This window comes from Staphylococcus sp. OJ82 (assembly GCF_000294465.1).
In the GTDB taxonomy this organism is placed as follows: Bacteria; Bacillota; Bacilli; order Staphylococcales; family Staphylococcaceae; genus Staphylococcus; species Staphylococcus equorum.
Genome location: NZ_ALPU01000010.1, coordinates 138067 through 156828 on the forward strand (window position 1 = coordinate 138067; position 18762 = coordinate 156828).

19 protein-coding genes and 1 other RNA gene are annotated in these 18762 nt (G+C 32.3%); 16 read left to right on the forward strand and 4 right to left on the reverse strand.

Translation table 11 applies throughout. From position 1 onward, the window contains the following. The first annotated feature begins 94 nt into the window (after positions 1-94). The 3 genes from SOJ_RS08110 to SOJ_RS08120 are packed head-to-tail and all read left to right on the forward strand — an operon-like array spanning position 95 to position 1765. Positions 95-781, forward strand: a complete 687-nt coding sequence (locus tag SOJ_RS08110) for a DnaD domain-containing protein (RefSeq protein WP_002507583.1) — start codon at positions 95-97, stop codon at positions 779-781. Beyond that, positions 771-1430, forward strand: coding sequence for an endonuclease III (nth, locus tag SOJ_RS08115; protein ID WP_002507584.1), 660 nt, complete (start codon positions 771-773; stop codon positions 1428-1430). The genes SOJ_RS08110 and nth overlap by 11 nt, the downstream gene beginning before the upstream one ends. Before the next feature lie 5 nt (positions 1431-1435). Further along, the gene (locus SOJ_RS08120; RefSeq protein ID WP_002507585.1) at positions 1436-1765 is read left to right on the forward strand and encodes a YpoC family protein; all 330 of its coding nucleotides are present in this window, start codon (positions 1436-1438) and stop codon (positions 1763-1765) included. A gap of 166 nt (positions 1766-1931) precedes the next feature. Here the strand turns inward: SOJ_RS08120 and SOJ_RS08125 are convergent, their stop codons facing one another. Together SOJ_RS08125 and recU are read right to left on the reverse strand one after the other, a co-directional pair. Then, entirely contained in the window at positions 1932-4187 is a 2256-nt protein-coding gene (locus SOJ_RS08125) for a transglycosylase domain-containing protein (protein WP_037539524.1), read from the reverse strand. Then, entirely contained in the window at positions 4184-4810 is a 627-nt protein-coding gene (recU, locus tag SOJ_RS08130; protein WP_002507587.1) for a Holliday junction resolvase RecU, read from the reverse strand. Before recU ends, SOJ_RS08125 begins: the two co-directional genes overlap by 4 nt. A 249-nt stretch (positions 4811-5059) precedes the next feature. Between recU and SOJ_RS08135 the strand changes: the two genes are divergently transcribed. The 9 genes from SOJ_RS08135 (at position 5060) to SOJ_RS08170 (ending at position 14978) form a co-directional block, all read left to right on the forward strand. Further along, positions 5060-5398 (forward strand): DUF1798 family protein, encoded by a 339-nt coding sequence (locus SOJ_RS08135; protein WP_002507588.1) that lies wholly within the window; start codon positions 5060-5062, stop codon positions 5396-5398. Next, positions 5395-5961, forward strand: a complete 567-nt coding sequence (locus SOJ_RS08140; protein WP_002507589.1) for a DUF1273 domain-containing protein — start codon at positions 5395-5397, stop codon at positions 5959-5961. Before SOJ_RS08135 ends, SOJ_RS08140 begins: the two co-directional genes overlap by 4 nt. A gap of 11 nt (positions 5962-5972) precedes the next feature. Next, complete coding sequence (gene gpsB, locus SOJ_RS08145; RefSeq protein ID WP_002507590.1) at positions 5973-6332, forward strand: cell division regulator GpsB; 360 nt, start codon at positions 5973-5975, stop codon at positions 6330-6332. Between the two features lie 137 nt (positions 6333-6469). Further along, positions 6470-6845: RNase P RNA component class B (rnpB, locus tag SOJ_RS14200), an RNA gene on the forward strand. Positions 6846-7016: 171 nt separating this feature from the next. Next, positions 7017-8150, forward strand: a complete 1134-nt coding sequence (locus tag SOJ_RS08150) for a THUMP domain-containing class I SAM-dependent RNA methyltransferase (RefSeq protein WP_002507591.1) — start codon at positions 7017-7019, stop codon at positions 8148-8150. A 38-nt stretch (positions 8151-8188) separates the two neighbouring features. After that, a complete protein-coding gene (rarD, locus tag SOJ_RS08155) occupies positions 8189-9094 on the forward strand; it encodes an EamA family transporter RarD (RefSeq protein ID WP_002507592.1) in 906 nt (301 codons plus the stop codon). A 568-nt stretch (positions 9095-9662) separates the two neighbouring features. Then, entirely contained in the window at positions 9663-10298 is a 636-nt protein-coding gene (locus SOJ_RS08160; protein WP_002507593.1) for an SDR family oxidoreductase, read from the forward strand. Positions 10299-10635: 337 nt separating this feature from the next. Further along, positions 10636-14076 carry a dynamin family protein gene (locus SOJ_RS08165; protein ID WP_002507594.1) on the forward strand — a complete coding sequence of 1147 codons (3441 nt, stop codon included), beginning with the start codon at positions 10636-10638 and terminating at the stop codon, positions 14074-14076. A gap of 20 nt (positions 14077-14096) precedes the next feature. Continuing rightward, positions 14097-14978 (forward strand): 5'-3' exonuclease, encoded by an 882-nt coding sequence (locus tag SOJ_RS08170; protein WP_002507595.1) that lies wholly within the window; start codon positions 14097-14099, stop codon positions 14976-14978. Positions 14979-15040: 62 nt separating this feature from the next. Here the strand turns inward: SOJ_RS08170 and SOJ_RS08175 are convergent, their stop codons facing one another. Further along, positions 15041-15448 carry a ribonuclease HI family protein gene (locus SOJ_RS08175; RefSeq protein ID WP_002507596.1) on the reverse strand — a complete coding sequence of 136 codons (408 nt, stop codon included), beginning with the start codon at positions 15446-15448 and terminating at the stop codon, positions 15041-15043. 167 nt (positions 15449-15615) lie between these two features. Here SOJ_RS08175 and SOJ_RS08180 point away from each other — a divergent pair, with 167 nt between their 5' ends. Then, positions 15616-16197: an RBBP9/YdeN family alpha/beta hydrolase gene (locus SOJ_RS08180; protein WP_002507597.1), complete on the forward strand. Its 582-nt coding sequence runs from the start codon at positions 15616-15618 to the stop codon at positions 16195-16197. 16 nt (positions 16198-16213) lie between these two features. On the opposite strand, the gene SOJ_RS08185 is transcribed toward SOJ_RS08180, so the two are convergent. Further along, positions 16214-16918: a queuosine precursor transporter gene (locus tag SOJ_RS08185; RefSeq protein WP_002507598.1), complete on the reverse strand. Its 705-nt coding sequence runs from the start codon at positions 16916-16918 to the stop codon at positions 16214-16216. Positions 16919-17158: 240 nt separating this feature from the next. Between SOJ_RS08185 and SOJ_RS08190 the strand changes: the two genes are divergently transcribed. From SOJ_RS08190 to SOJ_RS08200, 3 genes are read left to right on the forward strand one after another with little or no spacing between them, the layout of a single operon-like run. Beyond that, positions 17159-17353, forward strand: a complete 195-nt coding sequence (locus SOJ_RS08190; protein ID WP_021339191.1) for a zinc-finger domain-containing protein — start codon at positions 17159-17161, stop codon at positions 17351-17353. Between the two features lie 12 nt (positions 17354-17365). Continuing rightward, positions 17366-17623, forward strand: a complete 258-nt coding sequence (locus tag SOJ_RS08195) for a NifU N-terminal domain-containing protein (RefSeq protein WP_002507599.1) — start codon at positions 17366-17368, stop codon at positions 17621-17623. A gap of 21 nt (positions 17624-17644) precedes the next feature. Next, positions 17645-18760, forward strand: a complete 1116-nt coding sequence (locus SOJ_RS08200) for a conserved virulence factor C family protein (protein ID WP_002507600.1) — start codon at positions 17645-17647, stop codon at positions 18758-18760. Positions 18761-18762 lie beyond the last annotated feature (2 nt).

The window sequence follows — 18762 nt, forward strand, 5'->3', positions numbered from 1 at the left end:
TTTTAAATAAGATAATAAGATTCACAAACAGCGTCCAGTCCACAAATAATGGCTGGACGTTTTTATAACAATATCAAAGATGGGAGGGGTTAATTTGGATAGAGAACAATTAAAAACGAGACCTATTGTAATTCGAAAAGAACTACTTGATCATTACAATAAATTAGGCTTAAATGAAACAGAGTTAGTGATTTTAATCAAATTATTACATGCCTCTGAAACATCTAATAAGCAACCTTCAATTGAAACTTTACAGCAAGGATCTGCATTAGATTCAAGAGAAATCACTTCAATCATTCAAACTTTAATACAGCATGATTTACTAGAACTTAATGTTAATAAGGATGAAGAAGGCAAGTTCACTGAATATATGAACCTTGACCAATTCTATGATAGGTTAAGTGAAATTATGCAACAAATGAATGTAAAACAAGTCGAACATGAATCTGAGCTAGAGTTCAATACATTATTTCAAAAAATAGAACAAGCGTTTGGCAGACCTTTATCTCCATATGAGATAGAAACATTAAATCAATGGTTAGATATAGATAAACATGATTTAAGTGTCATTCAAGCTGCTTTAAACGAAGCAGAGAGCCAAAATAAAATGAGTTTTAAATATATCGATCGTATTTTACTAAATTGGAAAAAGAATAATGTAAAAACGATTGAAGATTCGAAAAAAATTAGCCGCCAATTTAACCAACCTAAAATGAAACATACAGTTAGTAAGGTCCCTAAATTTGATTGGCTGAATGGGGAGAATCCAAATGGTAAGTAATAAAAAAGCACTTGAAATGGTTGATGTCATAGCTGAAATGTTTCCAAATGCTGAATGTGAACTTGTACATGACAATGCATTTGAACTTACAATTGCTGTACTCTTATCTGCACAAACAACTGATATTTCTGTAAATAAACTTACGAAACCTTTATTTGAAAAATATAAAACACCAGAAGATTATTTAAGTGTGGATATTTCAGAACTAGAAAATGATATACGTACTATTGGTTTATATAGAAATAAAGCCAAAAATATTCAAAAATTAAGTCAATCGCTTTTAGATAAATTTGATGGTAAGATTCCTCAAACACACGCTGAGTTAGAAAGCTTAGCAGGTGTGGGTAGAAAAACGGCCAACGTTGTTATGAGCGTAGCTTTTGGAGAACCTTCATTAGCTGTAGATACACATGTAGAACGTATCTCAAAACGTTTAGGTATATGTCGATGGAAAGATAATGTACGTCAAGTAGAGGATAAATTGTGTACAGTAGTTCCTAGAGAAAGATGGAACAAAACACATCATCAACTCATATTTTTCGGTCGCTATCATTGCTTAGCACGTAAACCGAAATGCGATGTTTGCCCATTATTCGAAGATTGTAGAGAAGGTCAAAAGCGCTATAAGGCAAGTTTGAAAGAGGCATGAACAAAATGATTACAAAAGAAGATTTTACAAAGTTAGAACTGGAATTGGATTCATATGCGAAAGTAAAAAAACTAAAATCACCAGAAGCAAAACGATTGTTAGATCAATACTTTAATCTGATTCAACTTTACTTTCAACAAATTAATGGTATTGAAATTATTGATTTTAAATACTTAAATGAATATGCTGTCGTTCCAATGAATTTCGAAGAAAGGTATCATTATATGATAGCACGTAAATATCATTTTATGGGTTACAGCCAAATGAAAACATTAAAATCAGAACTTATTAAAATGAACGCATCTTATCAAATTCGTCTAAAAAACAAACATTAAAACAATAAAAACAATGTAAGCTCTCAAAGTTAGAAGAATTACGCTGTTTTTAATTCATTATTGTATTTATTTTGATGAATTAATATGTATAAATGTACTTTAACTAAAAACAAAGACCCGATTTCCAATTAATATGGAAACCGGGTCTTTTAAAATTGAAGTCTTGTTATTGTGTACTATTTGAAGTAGCTGTGCCACTTCTATTTGCATTGGTAGTATTTGTACCGTTTGCATTGGTAGTATTTGTACCACTTGTATTATTGGTATTTGTGCTACCAGTATTGTTATTACTTGAACTATTACTGTCTGAATCATTATCTGAGTCACTGTCTGAATCGCTGTTATTGCCTTGACCTTTAGGATCTTTATCAGTTGTATTGTCATCAGACTCACCTTTAACTGATAAATTATCTTTACTGTCTCCGCTAACAGAGTCTGGTTTCGTAAAGTCTTCACCATCACGTGGTGAAATAGTAGACATTACATCTTCTAATAGGAATTGAGGATATTCTTGTTCATCACTTCCTACAAAGGAGTTAGTTCCACCTTGTTTAACTTCATTGAATCCCATCCATACAGACATACTGTATTTAGGCGTGAAACCATTAACCCAAACATCTTTAGCAGCATCATCAGGTAAATTATATTGTTGGTAAGTTTGTTGTCCATACGTACCTGTACCTGTTTTAGCGCCTATGTTTACTCCAGAGATGTCGTGTCCATATGCAGAACCATAAGCTTCAAATGTACCTTTTAGCACTTCAGCTAGCATATAAGCAGTAGAATCTTTCATAGCTTTTTTGCTTGTATGGTCATATTCAATGACTTCGCCATCTTGTTTTTCAACTTTTTCAATTGAATGCGCATTGTTGTACTCGCCACCATTTGCAATTGATGCAAATGCTGATGCTAATTGTGTAGGTGAGAACTCAGATGCAGAACCACCTAGTACTTCAGAAGGTCCAATATCTCCTTCATATTCTAATCCTACTTTTTCAGCGAATTCCTTCGGTGCATCATTTCCAGCATTTTCTTTCGTTGATTGCCAAGCTTTTAAGGCAGGGATGTTGAAACTTTGACGTAATGCATCATAAAGTTTAACCGTTCCGTGACTTTCCATGTCATAGTTTCTGAATGTAACACCATCAACTTGGTATTCCTCTTCATCTTTCATAGCATGGTCAGTTGCCCAAGACATGTTTTCAATTGCTGGGCCATAAGATAAGAATGGTTTTAATGACGATCCGGTAGGGTGTGCGTCTGTTGCTAAGTTTCTATCAACGACGTCTTTATAATCTCGACCACCAGATATTGCAACAAGTTCGCCAGTTTCACTATCTACAATAGATGAACCAACTTGTTGATCCTCATTTTTATAGTAGCTACCATTATTAATACGGTCTTGCAATGTTTCTTGAACGTCTTTGTCCATATTTGTATGGATCTTAATACCACTATTTAATACAGATCCTAAATCTTCATCTTTAAACTCTTTATTATTCATAAGTTCTGATTTTACAAAGTTAATATATGAATCATATTCTTTTTTAGAATCATCTTTACTTACTTGTCGCTCTTCATTAGTTCGTTGAACAAGTGTATCTTGTATTTTAGTATCTTGTGCTTTTTCTTTCTCTTCTTTGGAAATCCTATCATGATATTCCATGAGATAAAGCACAGTGTTTTTACGTGATTCCGCTTCTTCAGGATTATCATAAACATTATACGTATTTGGTACTTGTGGTAAACCGGCAAGATATGCTTCTTCAGTTAAAGTCAAATCTTTCAATTCTTTATCAAAGTAATACTTAGCTGCCGCTTTCACACCATAAACACCATCAGAATAATAAATCTTGTTCAAGTACATTTCGAATATTTCATCTTTACTGTACTCTTGTTCTAATCTGTATGATAAGTACGCTTCTTGTGCCTTACGTGCAATAGATTTTTTATCTGTCAAGAATGATCGTTTAACAACTTGTTGTGTTAAAGTCGATGCACCTTGCGAACCAAATCCACCAGTAATATTTTTGGCAACAGCGCCGAACAGACGTTTATAGTCTAGTGCACCATGACTGTAGAAGCGATTATCTTCTGTAGCTAATACAGCATCCTTCATTCCTTTAGGCACTTCATCTAATTCAACATGTTCACGTCGTTGTCCGTTATCAATTGTTTTCACCAATTCTCCATCTTTATCATAAATCTTAGCTGGGATTGGATCTTGTAATTTTGACTCAGTAAACGCTGGAGCTTTCCAAGCATAATAAGCAAATAACAAGATACCTATTAACGCTAAGACAATGAACGCAATGATAAGAAAGCCAATTATCTTGATTATCGTTCGTTTAATATTCCTATTCTTTTTTTGATCGGACTTGCCTTTCTTGTTAGATTGGGAAGTCCTTTTTTTCTCCGTCATACGCGGTCCTCACTTTCATCTAATATCAACTTATCAACAGCTTTGAGGTAATTCAATCGTGGTTGATACTGATAAGGAATATAGTAACCATTTTTTCTTACTTCTTCAACCGTTACCGACTTTTTAATGTTATTCGTATGTCTTTCCCAAAAATATTTAAACTTAGAATAGGGAAGGAGATATACTTCATCAAGCGTTTTAAATCGAATTAATAAAAATACTATCCCATTTTGTTTGAAACAAGACGCCATATGTGAAACTTGGTGTTCATGCATATTACTCAATGGGAAAGAAGTCTTATTTTTCGTTTCTTTCGCTTCAAAGTCAAGGTAATGTCCATTATAAATACCATTATAATCAGTTGTAGACGGCGTTCGGAAATAAGCCTCATTAATTACAGCCTTACTTCTCATAGGATAATGAACATTTACGATTTGAACAGGCGTTGGTTTTTTATGTATAACCGCCATTCCATGGTTCAAATAGTATGTGTTCGACAGTTCGATATCATTTTCAAGCGTCATACCTCTGCCACCATAGTCTATTTTACCCGTTTGACCCTTATGAGTTCGTCCGACTTGAGACTTATTTCTATTAAATGGTTTCCCATTAGGGTAATTCATTGTTTTTCACCACTTTAGTTTGGAAATCAAAAACTTTTTCCATTATACCCGACTTTGGCAAATTTTTCCAAACCTTGAAATATGAACCAATGTATTTACAAATACATCAAGTACATTTTAACGTGCTTTGCATAATTAAACAATATTTGGAACTAATTAAGGCGCTATTATAACATAAATGTAAGACGACGCTTTAGAAATGACTCACATTATCTTTTATGGTAAATTTATTGTGTAGGAGGAAACTTCATGCAACAGTTAATTACGCAATTATTAGATGATGTACAGCTTATGCAAGATAAATATGAATCCGTAAAAGCATCTGGCGAAGATTATGATTTTTATTCTGTTGTCGTCCCATTCACGAACAATATTGATGAATTACTCACATCCTTTATTCAATATGAAACTCAAATACTTCGCTTGCAATATATGAACAAACAAAAATTTGATTTATTAGTTTCTAATATCGAAGAATTATCTGTGGAGTGCCACTTTAAACGCTCAAGCCGAAAGTTGTTCACAGAAAAAATAAAGGCTGTTCAATATGATTTAAGCTATATTCAAAGAAGTGAGTTGTATCTATGATAAAAACAGTTTATGTCACAGGCTATAAATCTTATGAACTTAATATTTTCAAAGATGATGCTCCAGAAGTTTCCTATTTAAAAAAATTTATAGCACATAAATTAAACCAATTGATTGAAGAAGGCTTAGAATGGGTATTAATACAAGGACAGATGGGTATAGAGTTATGGACAGCAGAAGTAGTACTTGATTTGAAGGCAACATATCCAGAACTTAAATTAGGTATTATTACACCATTTTATGGTCACAGCGATAGATGGAACGAACAAAATCAAGCTAAATATCAAAATATCACGCAAAAGGCTGATTTTGTAGATAGTGTGTTTCATTCACCATACGAAGGACCTCATCAATTTAAACAGACAGATCAGTTCATGTTAGATCATACAGATCAAACATTATTAATATATGATGAGGAGCAAGAAGCAAGTCCAAAATTCTTCAAGCAAATGTTATTTGATTTTATGGAAAAAACAAATTATACTTGTGACATTGTGACGTTCGATGAATTAACTGAGTTCATCAATGATTTACAGTGGTCTCAAGAACAAAGTTTCGAATGAGGTGGGAAAAAATGGCAGATATTTCATTGAAATTATCAGCAAAGGATATTTATGAAAAAGATTTTGAAAAAACTATGACACGTGGTTATAGAAGGGAAGAAGTCGATGCCTTCTTAGACGACATCATAGCGGATTATCAAAAAATGTCAGACTTAGATAGTGAAGTTGTTAAGCTTTCCGAAGAAAATAACAAATTAAAAAAAGAACTTGAAGAACTTAGATTACGTGTAGCGACGTCAAGACCACAAGAAAATAAGAATTTCTCTTCCAATAGTAATGCTGCAACTAAGAGTAATAACAACAATAACAATAATAATGTTGATATTCTAAAAAGAATTTCTAACTTAGAAAAAGCGGTATTTGGAAAATAACACGCTAATGAATAATTATAGTGTGTGCAAATCGTAGATATAGCTTCATCTACATAAAACCAAGTTTTGATTTCATTCAAAACTTGGTTTATTTTATTTGTTTAGCCGTCTAAAGCATGGTATACTTTCAAAGATGGTGTTTTGGGTGATCGCTATAGCAATATAGAGGAAAGTCCATGCTCACACAATCTGAGATGATTGTAGTGTTCGTGCTTGATGAAAAAATAAGTCAAGGCATTAAATTGATGGCAATGAAATAACCTAAGTCTTATAGATACGGTTAAAATAGTTTGAAAGTGCCACAGTGACGTAGCTTTTATAGAAATATAAAAGGTGGAACGCGGTAAACCCCTCGAGTGAGCAATCCAAATTAGGTAGGAGCACTTATTTAACGGAATTCAACGTATAAATAGGACATGCTTTTAAAAGCATGTAGACAGATGGTTACCACCAGCGTACGAGTGTATCTAGTACACGATTGCAGTACAACGGTACAAAACATGGCTTACAGAAATATCATCACTAGACCCAAGCTCTCCCACATAGGAGAGCTTTTTTAATTTCTAAAGTTATAGAAGGTATTCATTAAACTGAGTTGCATTAGAACTTAGTACAATGTCATATCTATTTAAAAATTTTTTTGATAAAATATAAGTAAATCTTTATTTAAGAAGGAGCAAACTAATGTATCAATTATTAGCCGTATGTCCTATGGGATTAGAAGCAGTTGTGGCGAAAGAAGTTCAAGAATTAGGTTATGAAACAACTGTCGAAAATGGCAGAATATTTTTTGAAGGTGACGAATCTGCAATTGTTAAGTGTAATTTATGGTTACGTACAGCCGACAGAATTAAAATTGTAGTAGGTCAATTTAAAGCCACTACATTTGATGAGTTATTTGAAAAAACAAAGGCCTTACCATGGGAGACAATCGTTGAACAAGATGGTAATTTCCCAGTACAAGGCCGTAGTGTGAAATCAACGTTGTTTAGTGTGCCTGATTGCCAAGCAATTGTAAAAAAAGCAATTGTTGAACGTTTAAGACGTGCGTACCAAGAACGTGGTTGGTTAAATGAAACAGGTGCAAAATACCCAGTAGAAGTTTCAATATTAAAAGATAATGCACTCCTTACAATAGACACTTCTGGTTCAGGGTTGAATAAACGTGGTTACCGTTTAGCTCAAGGTGAAGCACCAATCAAAGAAACACTAGCAGCAAGCTTAATTCGTTTAGCGAATTGGACAGGTGACACGCCGTTAATAGATCCATTCTGTGGTTCAGGCACAATAGCGATAGAAGCTTGCTTAATCGCGCAAAACATTGCTCCTGGATTTAATCGCGATTTTGTTTCTGAAAAATGGGACATGATGCCTGACAATTTATATGATGAAATGAGAGACGAAGCAGACCAACAAGCTAATTACGATAGAAAACTTGAAATTTATGCTTCGGATATCGATCCAGAAATGATAGATATTGCACGCAGAAACGCTGAAGAAGTGGGATTAGCTGATATTATTCAATTTAGCGTGAAAGATGTTAATACACTTACAATAGATACAGATGAGCCAATCGCACTTATAGGCAACCCGCCATATGGTGAACGTATTGGGGACCGTGATGAAGTAGAAGTTATGTATCGCTATATAGGTGAACTAATGCAACAACATCCTCATCTATCAACTTATATTTTGACAAGTAGTACAGAATTTGAACATTTAGTTAACCAGAAGGCAACTAAGCGTAGAAAGTTATTTAATGGATATATTGAATGTACGTATTATCAGTATTGGGGTAAGAGAAAACCTCAAAATTAAAAATTTAATAGAGTGAAAAGTAGAAAGAGGTGCATCTTTTGAACACTGAATTTAAAAAGGGAATCGTATTTGCTTTTGGTGCATATATTTTATGGGGTGTTCTACCCATATATTGGGATTTAATTAGAGAATTAGGCGCATTTGAAATTTTAGCATATAGAATTGTGCTTTCGATGATATTTATGCTATTTGTTGTAGTGTTCACTAAAAATACTGAACCCTTTAAACGAGATGTTCATCAACTCTTTACAAACCCAATTCAACTCATTGCTATTATTGCAGCAGGTTATGTAATTACAATTAACTGGGGCACATTCATATGGGCTGTAGCAAATGGTCACGTACTGCAAACTAGCTTAGGATATTATATTAATCCACTCGTAAGTATTATATTTGCACTCATATTCTTGAAAGAACGTTTTAATAAATTAGAGTGGATCGCAATTGCATTAGCAGTTATAGGTGTGCTCTATATGACATTAAAAATGGGTGTATTCCCAGGTATTTCGCTATTATTAGCAAGTTCGTTTGGTTTATACGGGTTAATTAAAAAACTAGTACCGATAGATGCCATTAGCAGTATCACTATAGAATGTATTGCTACTGCTCCAGCAGGCTTTATATATCTATGGTATATATGGCAACAAGGAAGTTCTTCTCTAGGAGTTAATAGTTCATCATTTTGGCTATTATTTTCAGGGGCGATTACAGCGATTCCGCTAATATTGTTTTCAGCAGGTGCCCGTAGAATCCCATTGTCATTAACCGGCTTCATTCAATACATCGCTCCAACATTGATGTTTGTATTAGGGATATTCTTATTTAAAGAACCATTTAATATTGACCAGTTAGTAACGTTCATATTTATATGGATTGGTATTATTGTCTATAGCATTTCTCAATACTTTAAAATTAAGAAAGATAAAAACCCTGTAATTCGTTAACAATTTAAGCTTATCATTACAATTAGATCTCTAGATGTTGAGAGACTGGGACATATCACATGTCTCAGTCTCATTTTTTATATTGTCAGTGGCTGACTGAATTGAAAATGCGCTTATATCAAACTATTAAAGAAATACTACTTCATTTATTGTAATCAAGTAGTTCTTATTCAAGCGTTCCAACGATTGTATTACATTTTACTGTCACCTGTGTCGGGCTGACACATACGACGAAATTTTATTAGAAATATTAAATCTCTGTCCCACTCCCTTAACATATCTAGAGATTTTACAATTCCACACATTATATGTACAAAAATGCATATCGCTAATATAGCTATGGTGATTAATCATCAATACATTATAGTAATCAATTAAGCACTCAGATTGTAATCAAGTATGTTTTAAGTTTAATATGAGGGTAAAGAGGTTAACTATAGTACTGTGAGTTTAAACAGATTATATGTAATAAGTCTACTTCAGTCTTAGTAATGAAAAGAAACGAAGTAATATTTTTGATTAAATAGCAAAGTTATTAAAAACAATAATATAATATTGGAGTGATTGGATGACAAGAGTATTAATTCTAGGGGCAAATGGTGCAGTTTCTAAAGCAGCTATTAATTCTTTTTTAGAAAACACATCCTATACCTTAAGATTATTTTTAAGAGATGCGAATAGGTTACCTGACTTTGCATCAGATAGAATTCGTGTGCGAGAAGGTGACGCTACTAACTTTGACGATGTTAATAGTGCAATGGACGATGTAGATATCGTCTTAGCTAGTTTATCAGGAGACCTTGATAAAGAAGCAGCAACTATTGTAAAAGCAATGCAAACAAATGATGTGAAACGTTTAGTCTTCGTAACATCTTTAGGTATATATAATGAGGTCCCAGGAGAGTTTGGGGAATGGGTTCAAGAACAAATAGGTGATAGATTACCTGTTTATAAAGCAGCAGCTGATATTATTGAAAGTTCAGGGCTAGACTATACTATTTTTAGACCAGCATGGTTAACACATACAAATGAAATTGATTATGAAATTACTCAAAAAAACGAATCATTCAAAGGTACAGAAGTATCTAGAAAAAGTGTAGCAGCTGTCGTTGTTAAAATCGCTAAAGATCCAAGTCTTTATTTAAAAGAAAACATAGGTATCAATAAGCCAAATACTGATTACAATAAACCTAAAGGGAGTTAATAATAAGTAGGTATTTAAAGACTGAGTAAAACAATAGACAGACTATCAATACTGAAGCGTATATATAGATTAGTTCATCATAAACTACCTTATGCTGGTGTCATTCCAAATTTGTTTGGAGTGACTTTTTTATTACGATTGTTTTATATCATAACAACACATTTCTATAATCATGCTAAGTGATTAGAATACACTACGTACATAACGTAACATTAAGACAAATTATCATTAATACGGAATTAAAAGAAATTTAATTTCACTTACTACCTTTAGACAAACAATAATTTGTTATACAATAAGATTAATTACATACAAGTAATCAAAGGGGATACATATAATGTCTAATACTGAGCAACTCGATATTTTATATAAACTAAAAAAAGAAGTTGAAAAATCAAATAATGGACGTCTTGTCCACATCATCAATCAAGTTATTAAAAAGGTATACTTAGAACAATACACTGCAACTTTTGTAGGCCACTTCTCAGCAGGTAAATCTACTTTAATTAACTTACTCTTAGAAGAAAGTATTTTGCCAAGTTCGCCTGTACCAACAACAAGTAATACGGCTATTGTTTCTGTGTCAGACGAACCAGGAATTATCGCAAACTTAAGTAATCAACAATATACATTATTAAATAATTACGATGAAGTTAAACAAATGAATCGTGAAAACATAGATGTAGAATCTGTAGAAATAAAATTCCCATCAGATAAATTCAAAAAAGGTTTCACGTTACAAGATACACCTGGTGTAGACTCTAATGTTGCAACACACCAATCAAGTACAGAGGAATTTATGTATACGAGTAATGTACTTTTTTATACAGTAGATTACAACCATGTGCAGTCAGCTTTAAATTTCCAATTTATGAAACAGTTAAATGCAGCAAATGTGCCAGTGGTATTTGTAATTAATCAAATAGACAAACATAGCGAAGAAGAAATTACTTTCGAGACATTTAAAGATCGTGTAGAGAAATCAATCGCTGAGTGGGAAATCGAATTAGATCAAATATTTTATGTCTCAAAATATGATCATGAATATAATGAAATTGACACGCTTTCTAATTATTTAATTGAAAAAGACACCCATAGAGAATCTATCGAGGATTATGTGGAACGAATTGTTAAATTTATTACTGATGAACAATTGTCTTATGTTCAATATGAAATTCAAGATATTTTAGATCAACTTGATATTTTCGAAGCGGATTTTGACCAAGCTTATCTCAATTTCCAACAAAACCAAGAGGTCAGTGAAGAAGCCAAGTTATTAAATAACCCTGATGAATTATATGACTTTTTAAAGCAAAAACGTAAAGATATTTTAGATAATGCATATATCATGACGCATGATACTAGAGAAAAAATCAAAATTTATTTAGAAAGTCGTACGAAAGACTTTAAAGTCGGTGGTTTATTTAATAAAAAACAAAAAACATTAGAAGAACAACAAAAGAGATTAACAGCAGTTGTAGAACAACTCCAAGACAAAGTAAATCAAGAAGTCAGACAACCACTAAGAGAAGACATGTCATTTTTAACACGTTTTATAAATTCTTCAGAGGTAAATGACGACATTCTTAATCAACATTATACAATACACCCAGAACTCATAACTGATTTATATCAAATGCAAATAACAATTAGTAATCAATACGTTTTAACATTTGCAGATGATTTGATGGCTTCACTTAAAAAATTTATTGCAAAAGAATCTGAACCATTATTTAAAAAGGCCATTAAACATTCACAAGCAAATGATATCGGTACAGAACAAGAAGACGATTATAATGATTATTTGAAATTTATGGAAATGCGTAATTTGAGAGAGTCTCTGGAAACACAAAACTATATGCATTATTACATTCATATGGATGACTCTTTAGATAAATTAATAGACCGAACAGAAATCAAATACACAGCACAAGACAATACTGATACTGTCAAGATGAGTAAAAGAAACACAATTGAGAAACATTACGATAACCAAGACAATACGCAAAACATCAAAAATGCACTTGAATTAATTCAAGATATACCTTTATTCGAACAAACAAAAAAAGACATTGATGATACATTAACGAGATTAGAAAATAAAGTTGTGAAAATAGGGGTCTTTGGTACATTTAGTGCAGGTAAGAGTAGTTTGATTAATGCCTTATTAGGTGGTTCGCACTTAGTCAGTTCACCTAATCCAACCACTGCAGCAATGACTGAATTAACTTATGGACATGAAAGTCAGATTACACTTAAATCATCTGAACAACTTTTAGACGAGTTAAATCAAGTTTTCGAAATTGAAAATAAAGCATTTGATAGTATTGAAACGTTTTTAAGTAAAAATACAGATAAAATCAAAGCAACTTTTGAAAAAAATCAATTGGCTTTTGTGAACGCAGTTGAAAAACATTACAGTATGTATAAACACATGTTAGAAGAAGGTCAAACACACACTATTCCACAAAATGATATTAAAAAATGGAGTGCAGAAGATGAGTATGCAACGTTTGTAAACACAGTACACCTTAAACTACCAATCGATTGGTTAAAAGATAAAATCATCGTTGATTCCCTAGGATTACATTCCAATAATCAACGTCATACAAATGAAACTGAGAAAATACTAACATCTTCAGATTTAATCTTATATGTCAGTTATTTTAATCATTCGTTTACAAACAATGACAAACGCTTTATTGAACATATGAAAGAAATGAATCAATTAAATGAAAATCAAGCTTTCAAAATGATTATTAATGCTACTGACTTAGCAGAAACTGATGAAGATTTAAATGCTGTGATAGAATATGTTGGTGATGCTTTAACTCAAGTTAACATGGATTCAGACATTTTTGCTGTTTCCAGTAGAGAAGCACTTAAGTCTGGCGATAAAGGAATAGATAAATTACAAGAGAGTATTCAACACTTTACTCAAGTTGAATCTAAATATATACTTCAACAACAAATGTTAAAACAACTCACACACATTTCCGAAGCGTTTGAACAAATGATTGAAGAAACAAAGAACAACAAAGCTCAAATTGAACAACGTAAACAAAAATTAAAAAATTATGAACAATCAACAGTGTTGAGTTATAACATATTACAAACTGCAGAACAACGTGCTTCAAATGAGGTAGAAGACCAAATCTATCACTTAAACGAACGCTTGAAATTACAATTACAAGATGAAGTAAAATCTATTTATAATGGACAAATGACAAAAAATAGTAATTTCAACGAAGAAAAACGTCTATCTACAAAAATTTATTTAGATCAAATTCATCAACGCTTGTACTTGGAGCAATCCTTACTTGTTGAACGCGTCAAAAAATATTTCCACGAACAATTGCATAATGAAATTGCACCGTTAAAGCAAAAACTTGAACAATTGCATGTGTTTATTGAACCAAAATTTGATAAAAACAATATTGAATTAGATGAACCTTATTTAAAAGTTGAGTTAAGTCATATGGTTGATGCATTACCTAAATCACTTTCTAAAAAGAATATCCTGCAACCTAAGACACAAGGTGAGTTACAAGAACAAATTACTCAAGAAACAATCAAGTTACTTGGCCCTTGTATCGCTAATCTTAGAAAAGCACTCAATGAAATCGTCTTAGTTATGAACGAGAATGCTGAAACAAAATTCAAGCAATTTGAAAGTGATATTCATCGTCAAATCAAAGAATTATTATCATTTGAAATCGATGATGCATTGATTCAACAATTGCAAGAAACGAACGCACAATTAAAAGTGCTATTGTAAACAAGAAAGAGGTACACAAAATGTCTAATAAAATATTACTAATAGATGGCATGGCTTTATTATTCCGCCATTTTTATGCTACAAGTCTTCACAAACAATTTATGCGCAATTCTTCAGGTACACCTACAAATGGCATACAAGGATTTGTGCGTCACGTGTTTAGCGCAATCAATGACATACAGCCAACACATGTAGCTGTATGCTGGGATATGGGGAAATCCACTTTCAGAAATGATATGTTTGATGGTTATAAACAAAATAGACCAGCACCACCTGAAGAACTTATCCCTCAATTTGATTATGTGAAAGAGGTTTCCAATCAATTTGGTTTTGTTAATATTGGCGTTCAGAACTATGAAGCTGATGATGTTATTGGAACGTTAGCACATCAATATTCTGATGAAAATCAAGTTTATGTAGTAACTGGTGATAAAGACATACTACAATGTATCAATCCCAATGTAGAAATTTGGTTAACTAAAAAGGGGTTCAGCATTTATAATCGCTACACGCTTGATAGATTCCAAAGTGAATATGGATTGAATCCGTTACAACTTATTGATGTAAAAGCCTTTATGGGAGATAGCGCAGATGGTTATTCCGGCGTAAAAGGCATAGGAGAAAAAACGGCAATTAAACTTATTCAAAATTATGGTTCTGTAGAATCTGTCGTTGACGCAATAGATGAATTGACACCTGGTCAACAGAATAAAATAAATAATGATATGCAAAACTTAAAGGTTTCCAAGTCTTTAGCTAAAATTCACACTGAAGTGCCTTTAGATACAACAACATTATTACAAGATATGAAATTTGGTACAGATATCACTAAGATATTAAATATCTGTAACGAACATGAGTTATACGTATCAGGAAAATACTTATCTACTCATTTCAGTTAAGCATACAAATAAAAAAGTGGTTGTCAGCAATCCATTCGGAAAGCTAGCAGCCACTTTTTATATTATTTGCCTTTTTTATTTTTAGTGATTTTATACAGTGCATTTTTAGCATGATGATTTGCTTCCTTATTTTGATTTCTAGGAATCCACCTTACAAAAAGTAAATCAAACTGTTGTTCTAATTTTAACATTTCACGATAATAAGGTTTGAATTTATCATTTTTTACGCGTCCCTTATTCAAACTATCTTCAATTAATTTTGAATCCGTATAAACTATCGCCGTCGTCACTTTGTGTTTCACAGCACTTTCTAAGGCAAACACCAACGAGGCCCATTCAGCACTATGATTATCCATTACACCCAAACTAGTATCATACTGAATTCTTTCGTTGTCTGTTACTATGACAACTGCACAAGCACTTTCACCTGGATTACCGGCAGTAGCTGCATCAAAATATATTTTCGCCATAAATTCACCCACATTATTTAAGTTAATCTTATCTTATCAAAACTATTTCATTTATACTATATAAGCACTAACCATATCAGTTGGAAATTCAATATATTTTTCGTATCCTAGATATATATTGAATTTATACTTAAATAGTCGGAGTTAAGCAAGAGAGGTCTGATACTTTGAAAAATATGTTTATTATACATGGTTACCAAGCACATACTCATAGTCATTGGTTTCAATGGTTAGCTACTAAAATGAAAGCTTCTGATTATAAAGTTGAAGTCATACATTTACCAAATTCAAATCATCCAGATATAGATCAGTGGTACAAAGCATTACACAATAGTATGGCACATAAATTGAATTCTGAAACGCTTATTGTCGCTCATAGCCTTGGAGTAATAACCGTACTTAATTATTTATCTCAACTTTCTCAATACCCGCATATTAAAGGGTTGTTTTTAGTTTCAGGCTTTAATGAAACATTAGAGAATTTACCAGAATTAGATTATTATATCAATCAAAGTAACGTTCAACTTGATCGTATTAATGCTCAACATATTATTACTATCGGTAGTGATTATGACCCTGTTGTTAGTATTAGCGCAACAGATAGATTATCTAAATCTTTAGGAACTCAAACAATTCATATTCCACACAAAGGGCACTTTCTAGCTAGCGATGGTTATGAAACATTTGAAATTTTAAAAGAACAAATCATCACTATTTTAAATCAAAAAAACTCTGAAATTGGTATATAACCAATTTCAGAGTTTTTTAGTAACCTTCATCTAAATTTTGTATTTTACCTTTTCGATACATAGATTTTGCCCAGTAACCGAATGGCACGTTAAATATTGTAGAAATTATTTTCAACAAGTAAGTTGTTATAAAAATTTCAAAAACTGCTTCATTTGGCATTGTCCCTAAAAACGCAATAGCTACGAATAATGCTGTATCTATAATATTACTAATTATCGTACTTCCATATGCTCTAATAATAAATGTACTATCTGAACTGAATACCTTTTTAATCAATGAAAACAGCAATACATCTAAGTGCTGTCCAATGATATATGCAATAACAGAACCTAACGCTATTCTAGGTACAAGATTAAATATTGTATCTAATGCACCTTGAGTCGTGTCCACGGGAGATGGGGTGAAGTGTAACGATAGTTGCATGACAATAATCATGACTAAAGTTGAACTAAAACCTAACCAAACCGCACGCTTTGCAATTTTTCTACCATATATTTCATTCAAAATGTCAGTAGCTAAATATATCGATGCAAACATTACATTACCTAACGTTGCAGAAATAGTAAAAATATCTACTGTTTTTATTACTTGTATATTAGCAATAATTGTACCAATTGCAATCCAAGCAATTAATCCTTGTTTTCCAAAAAAACGATACATTGCGACTAATAATAAAAATGTGATTAAAAACGTTAACACACCAAAAACTTCGTTAAACAATTTAAATTCCTCCTAAATTTTGATGATGCGGGTGTTTAGAAACCGCATATTTAACAACTGCATAATCTTATCAGAAAAATTAAAAATTGCAAGTATACTTTAAAAATTAATACACCTTATTTCTAGATTAATCTTAATTGCAAATTTAATATTAAACAATCGTAGTTACAAATGATATAATACCTTCAAGCGTCAAATCTTAATATAATTAAATACTTTTATTTACAGAAACACAGGAGAGTGAAGTTTATTCTAACTTATTCTGAAAAAGAAGCAATTGATGCGATAGATCATTTAATGAACACCTACTGCAAAGAATGCTTACTTAAAAACCATATCAGAAAGACTGAAGGAAAAACCCAAGCACATCACTTTTGTATAAATGAGTGTTCAATTGGAAAACAAATCAAACAAATAGGAAATGAATTACAATAAGGAGGATTTATAATGGAAATTTTAAATGTAGAAGCAACACCAAATCCAAATACAATGAAATTTGTATATAGCGTTGAAGGTGGAGACACAAAACCCAATACGTATACTAAAGTAAAAGAAGGACAGCCTGAATTTATTAATGCAGTATTAGAAGTAGAAGGCGTAAAATCTATATTCCAAGCTATGGATTTTATTTCAGTTGATAAACAAGCTAATGTTGAGTGGGATGATGTATTACCGAATATATTAGCTACGTTAGAAAGAATATAAATATAACAAGGAGGTTCCTTGATGGAAATTGTTCGTGTTGAACCTACACCAAGTCCAAATACAATGAAAATTGTCTTGAGTGAGAAAAGAGAAGATAATAAATCAAATACGTATACTGCAGTTGCCGAGGGACAACCTCATTTTATTAATGATGTATTAGCAATCGAAGGCGTTAAGTCTATATTCCATGTCATGGACTTTTTAGCAGTGGACAAAAAGCCAAAATTTGATTGGGAAGATGTTTTACCTAATGTAACTGCAACGTTAAATGAAGACCAAGAAGAAATAAATGAACCTTTACCAGATGAGCATTACGGAGAGGTTAAGGCTGAAGTATTAAAATTTAAAGGCATTCCTTATCAAATTAAACTTACTACAAGCTCTGAAGAAAAACGCAAACAATTACCAGAAGTTTATATCGACAGCATGCTAGCTGCACAAAAAGATAATGATAATATCGTCTTTCTTCGTAAATGGGATGATTTAGGTGTGCGCTATGGTGATTTAGATGAGATTATGTCTGAAGTATTTGAAGAAATCACTGCTATTTATCCTGAGGAACGATTAAAAACACTTGTGCAAGAAGCATTAGCTACAAATATTGTTGTTCCAGAAAAGCAATATCAACATGTTTCCCTTGAAGCTTACCAAGCTGCTGATGATTGGAAAGAACGATTAAGAATGTTAAAATCCTTTCCAACACCAACTGTACAAGATTTTCCATTATTAGGTGAAGCAGTGAGTGATGAGCAAAAAATACCCTTGAGACGTGAAGCTATCGTACTACTTGGAATGGTGGAAGACAAAGCTGTATTACCTTATTTGTTTAAAGGTTTAAATGACAAAAGTCCTGCTGTAAGACGTACAGCAGGAGATTGTTTAAGCGATTTAGGTTTTAAACAAGCGCTGCCAGAAATGGAAAAAGCGTTAAATGATTCGCAAAAGATTGTAAGATGGAGAGCAGCAATGTTTATCTTTGACGAAGGTGGTCCTGAACAACTCGAATCATTAAGAGCACATGCAGATGACCCTGCATACGAAGTCAAATTACAAATAGAGATGGCAATTTCTAGAATAGAAAATGGTGACGAAGCTTTAGGATCTGTTTGGAAACAAATTGCTAACAGAAACAAGTAATT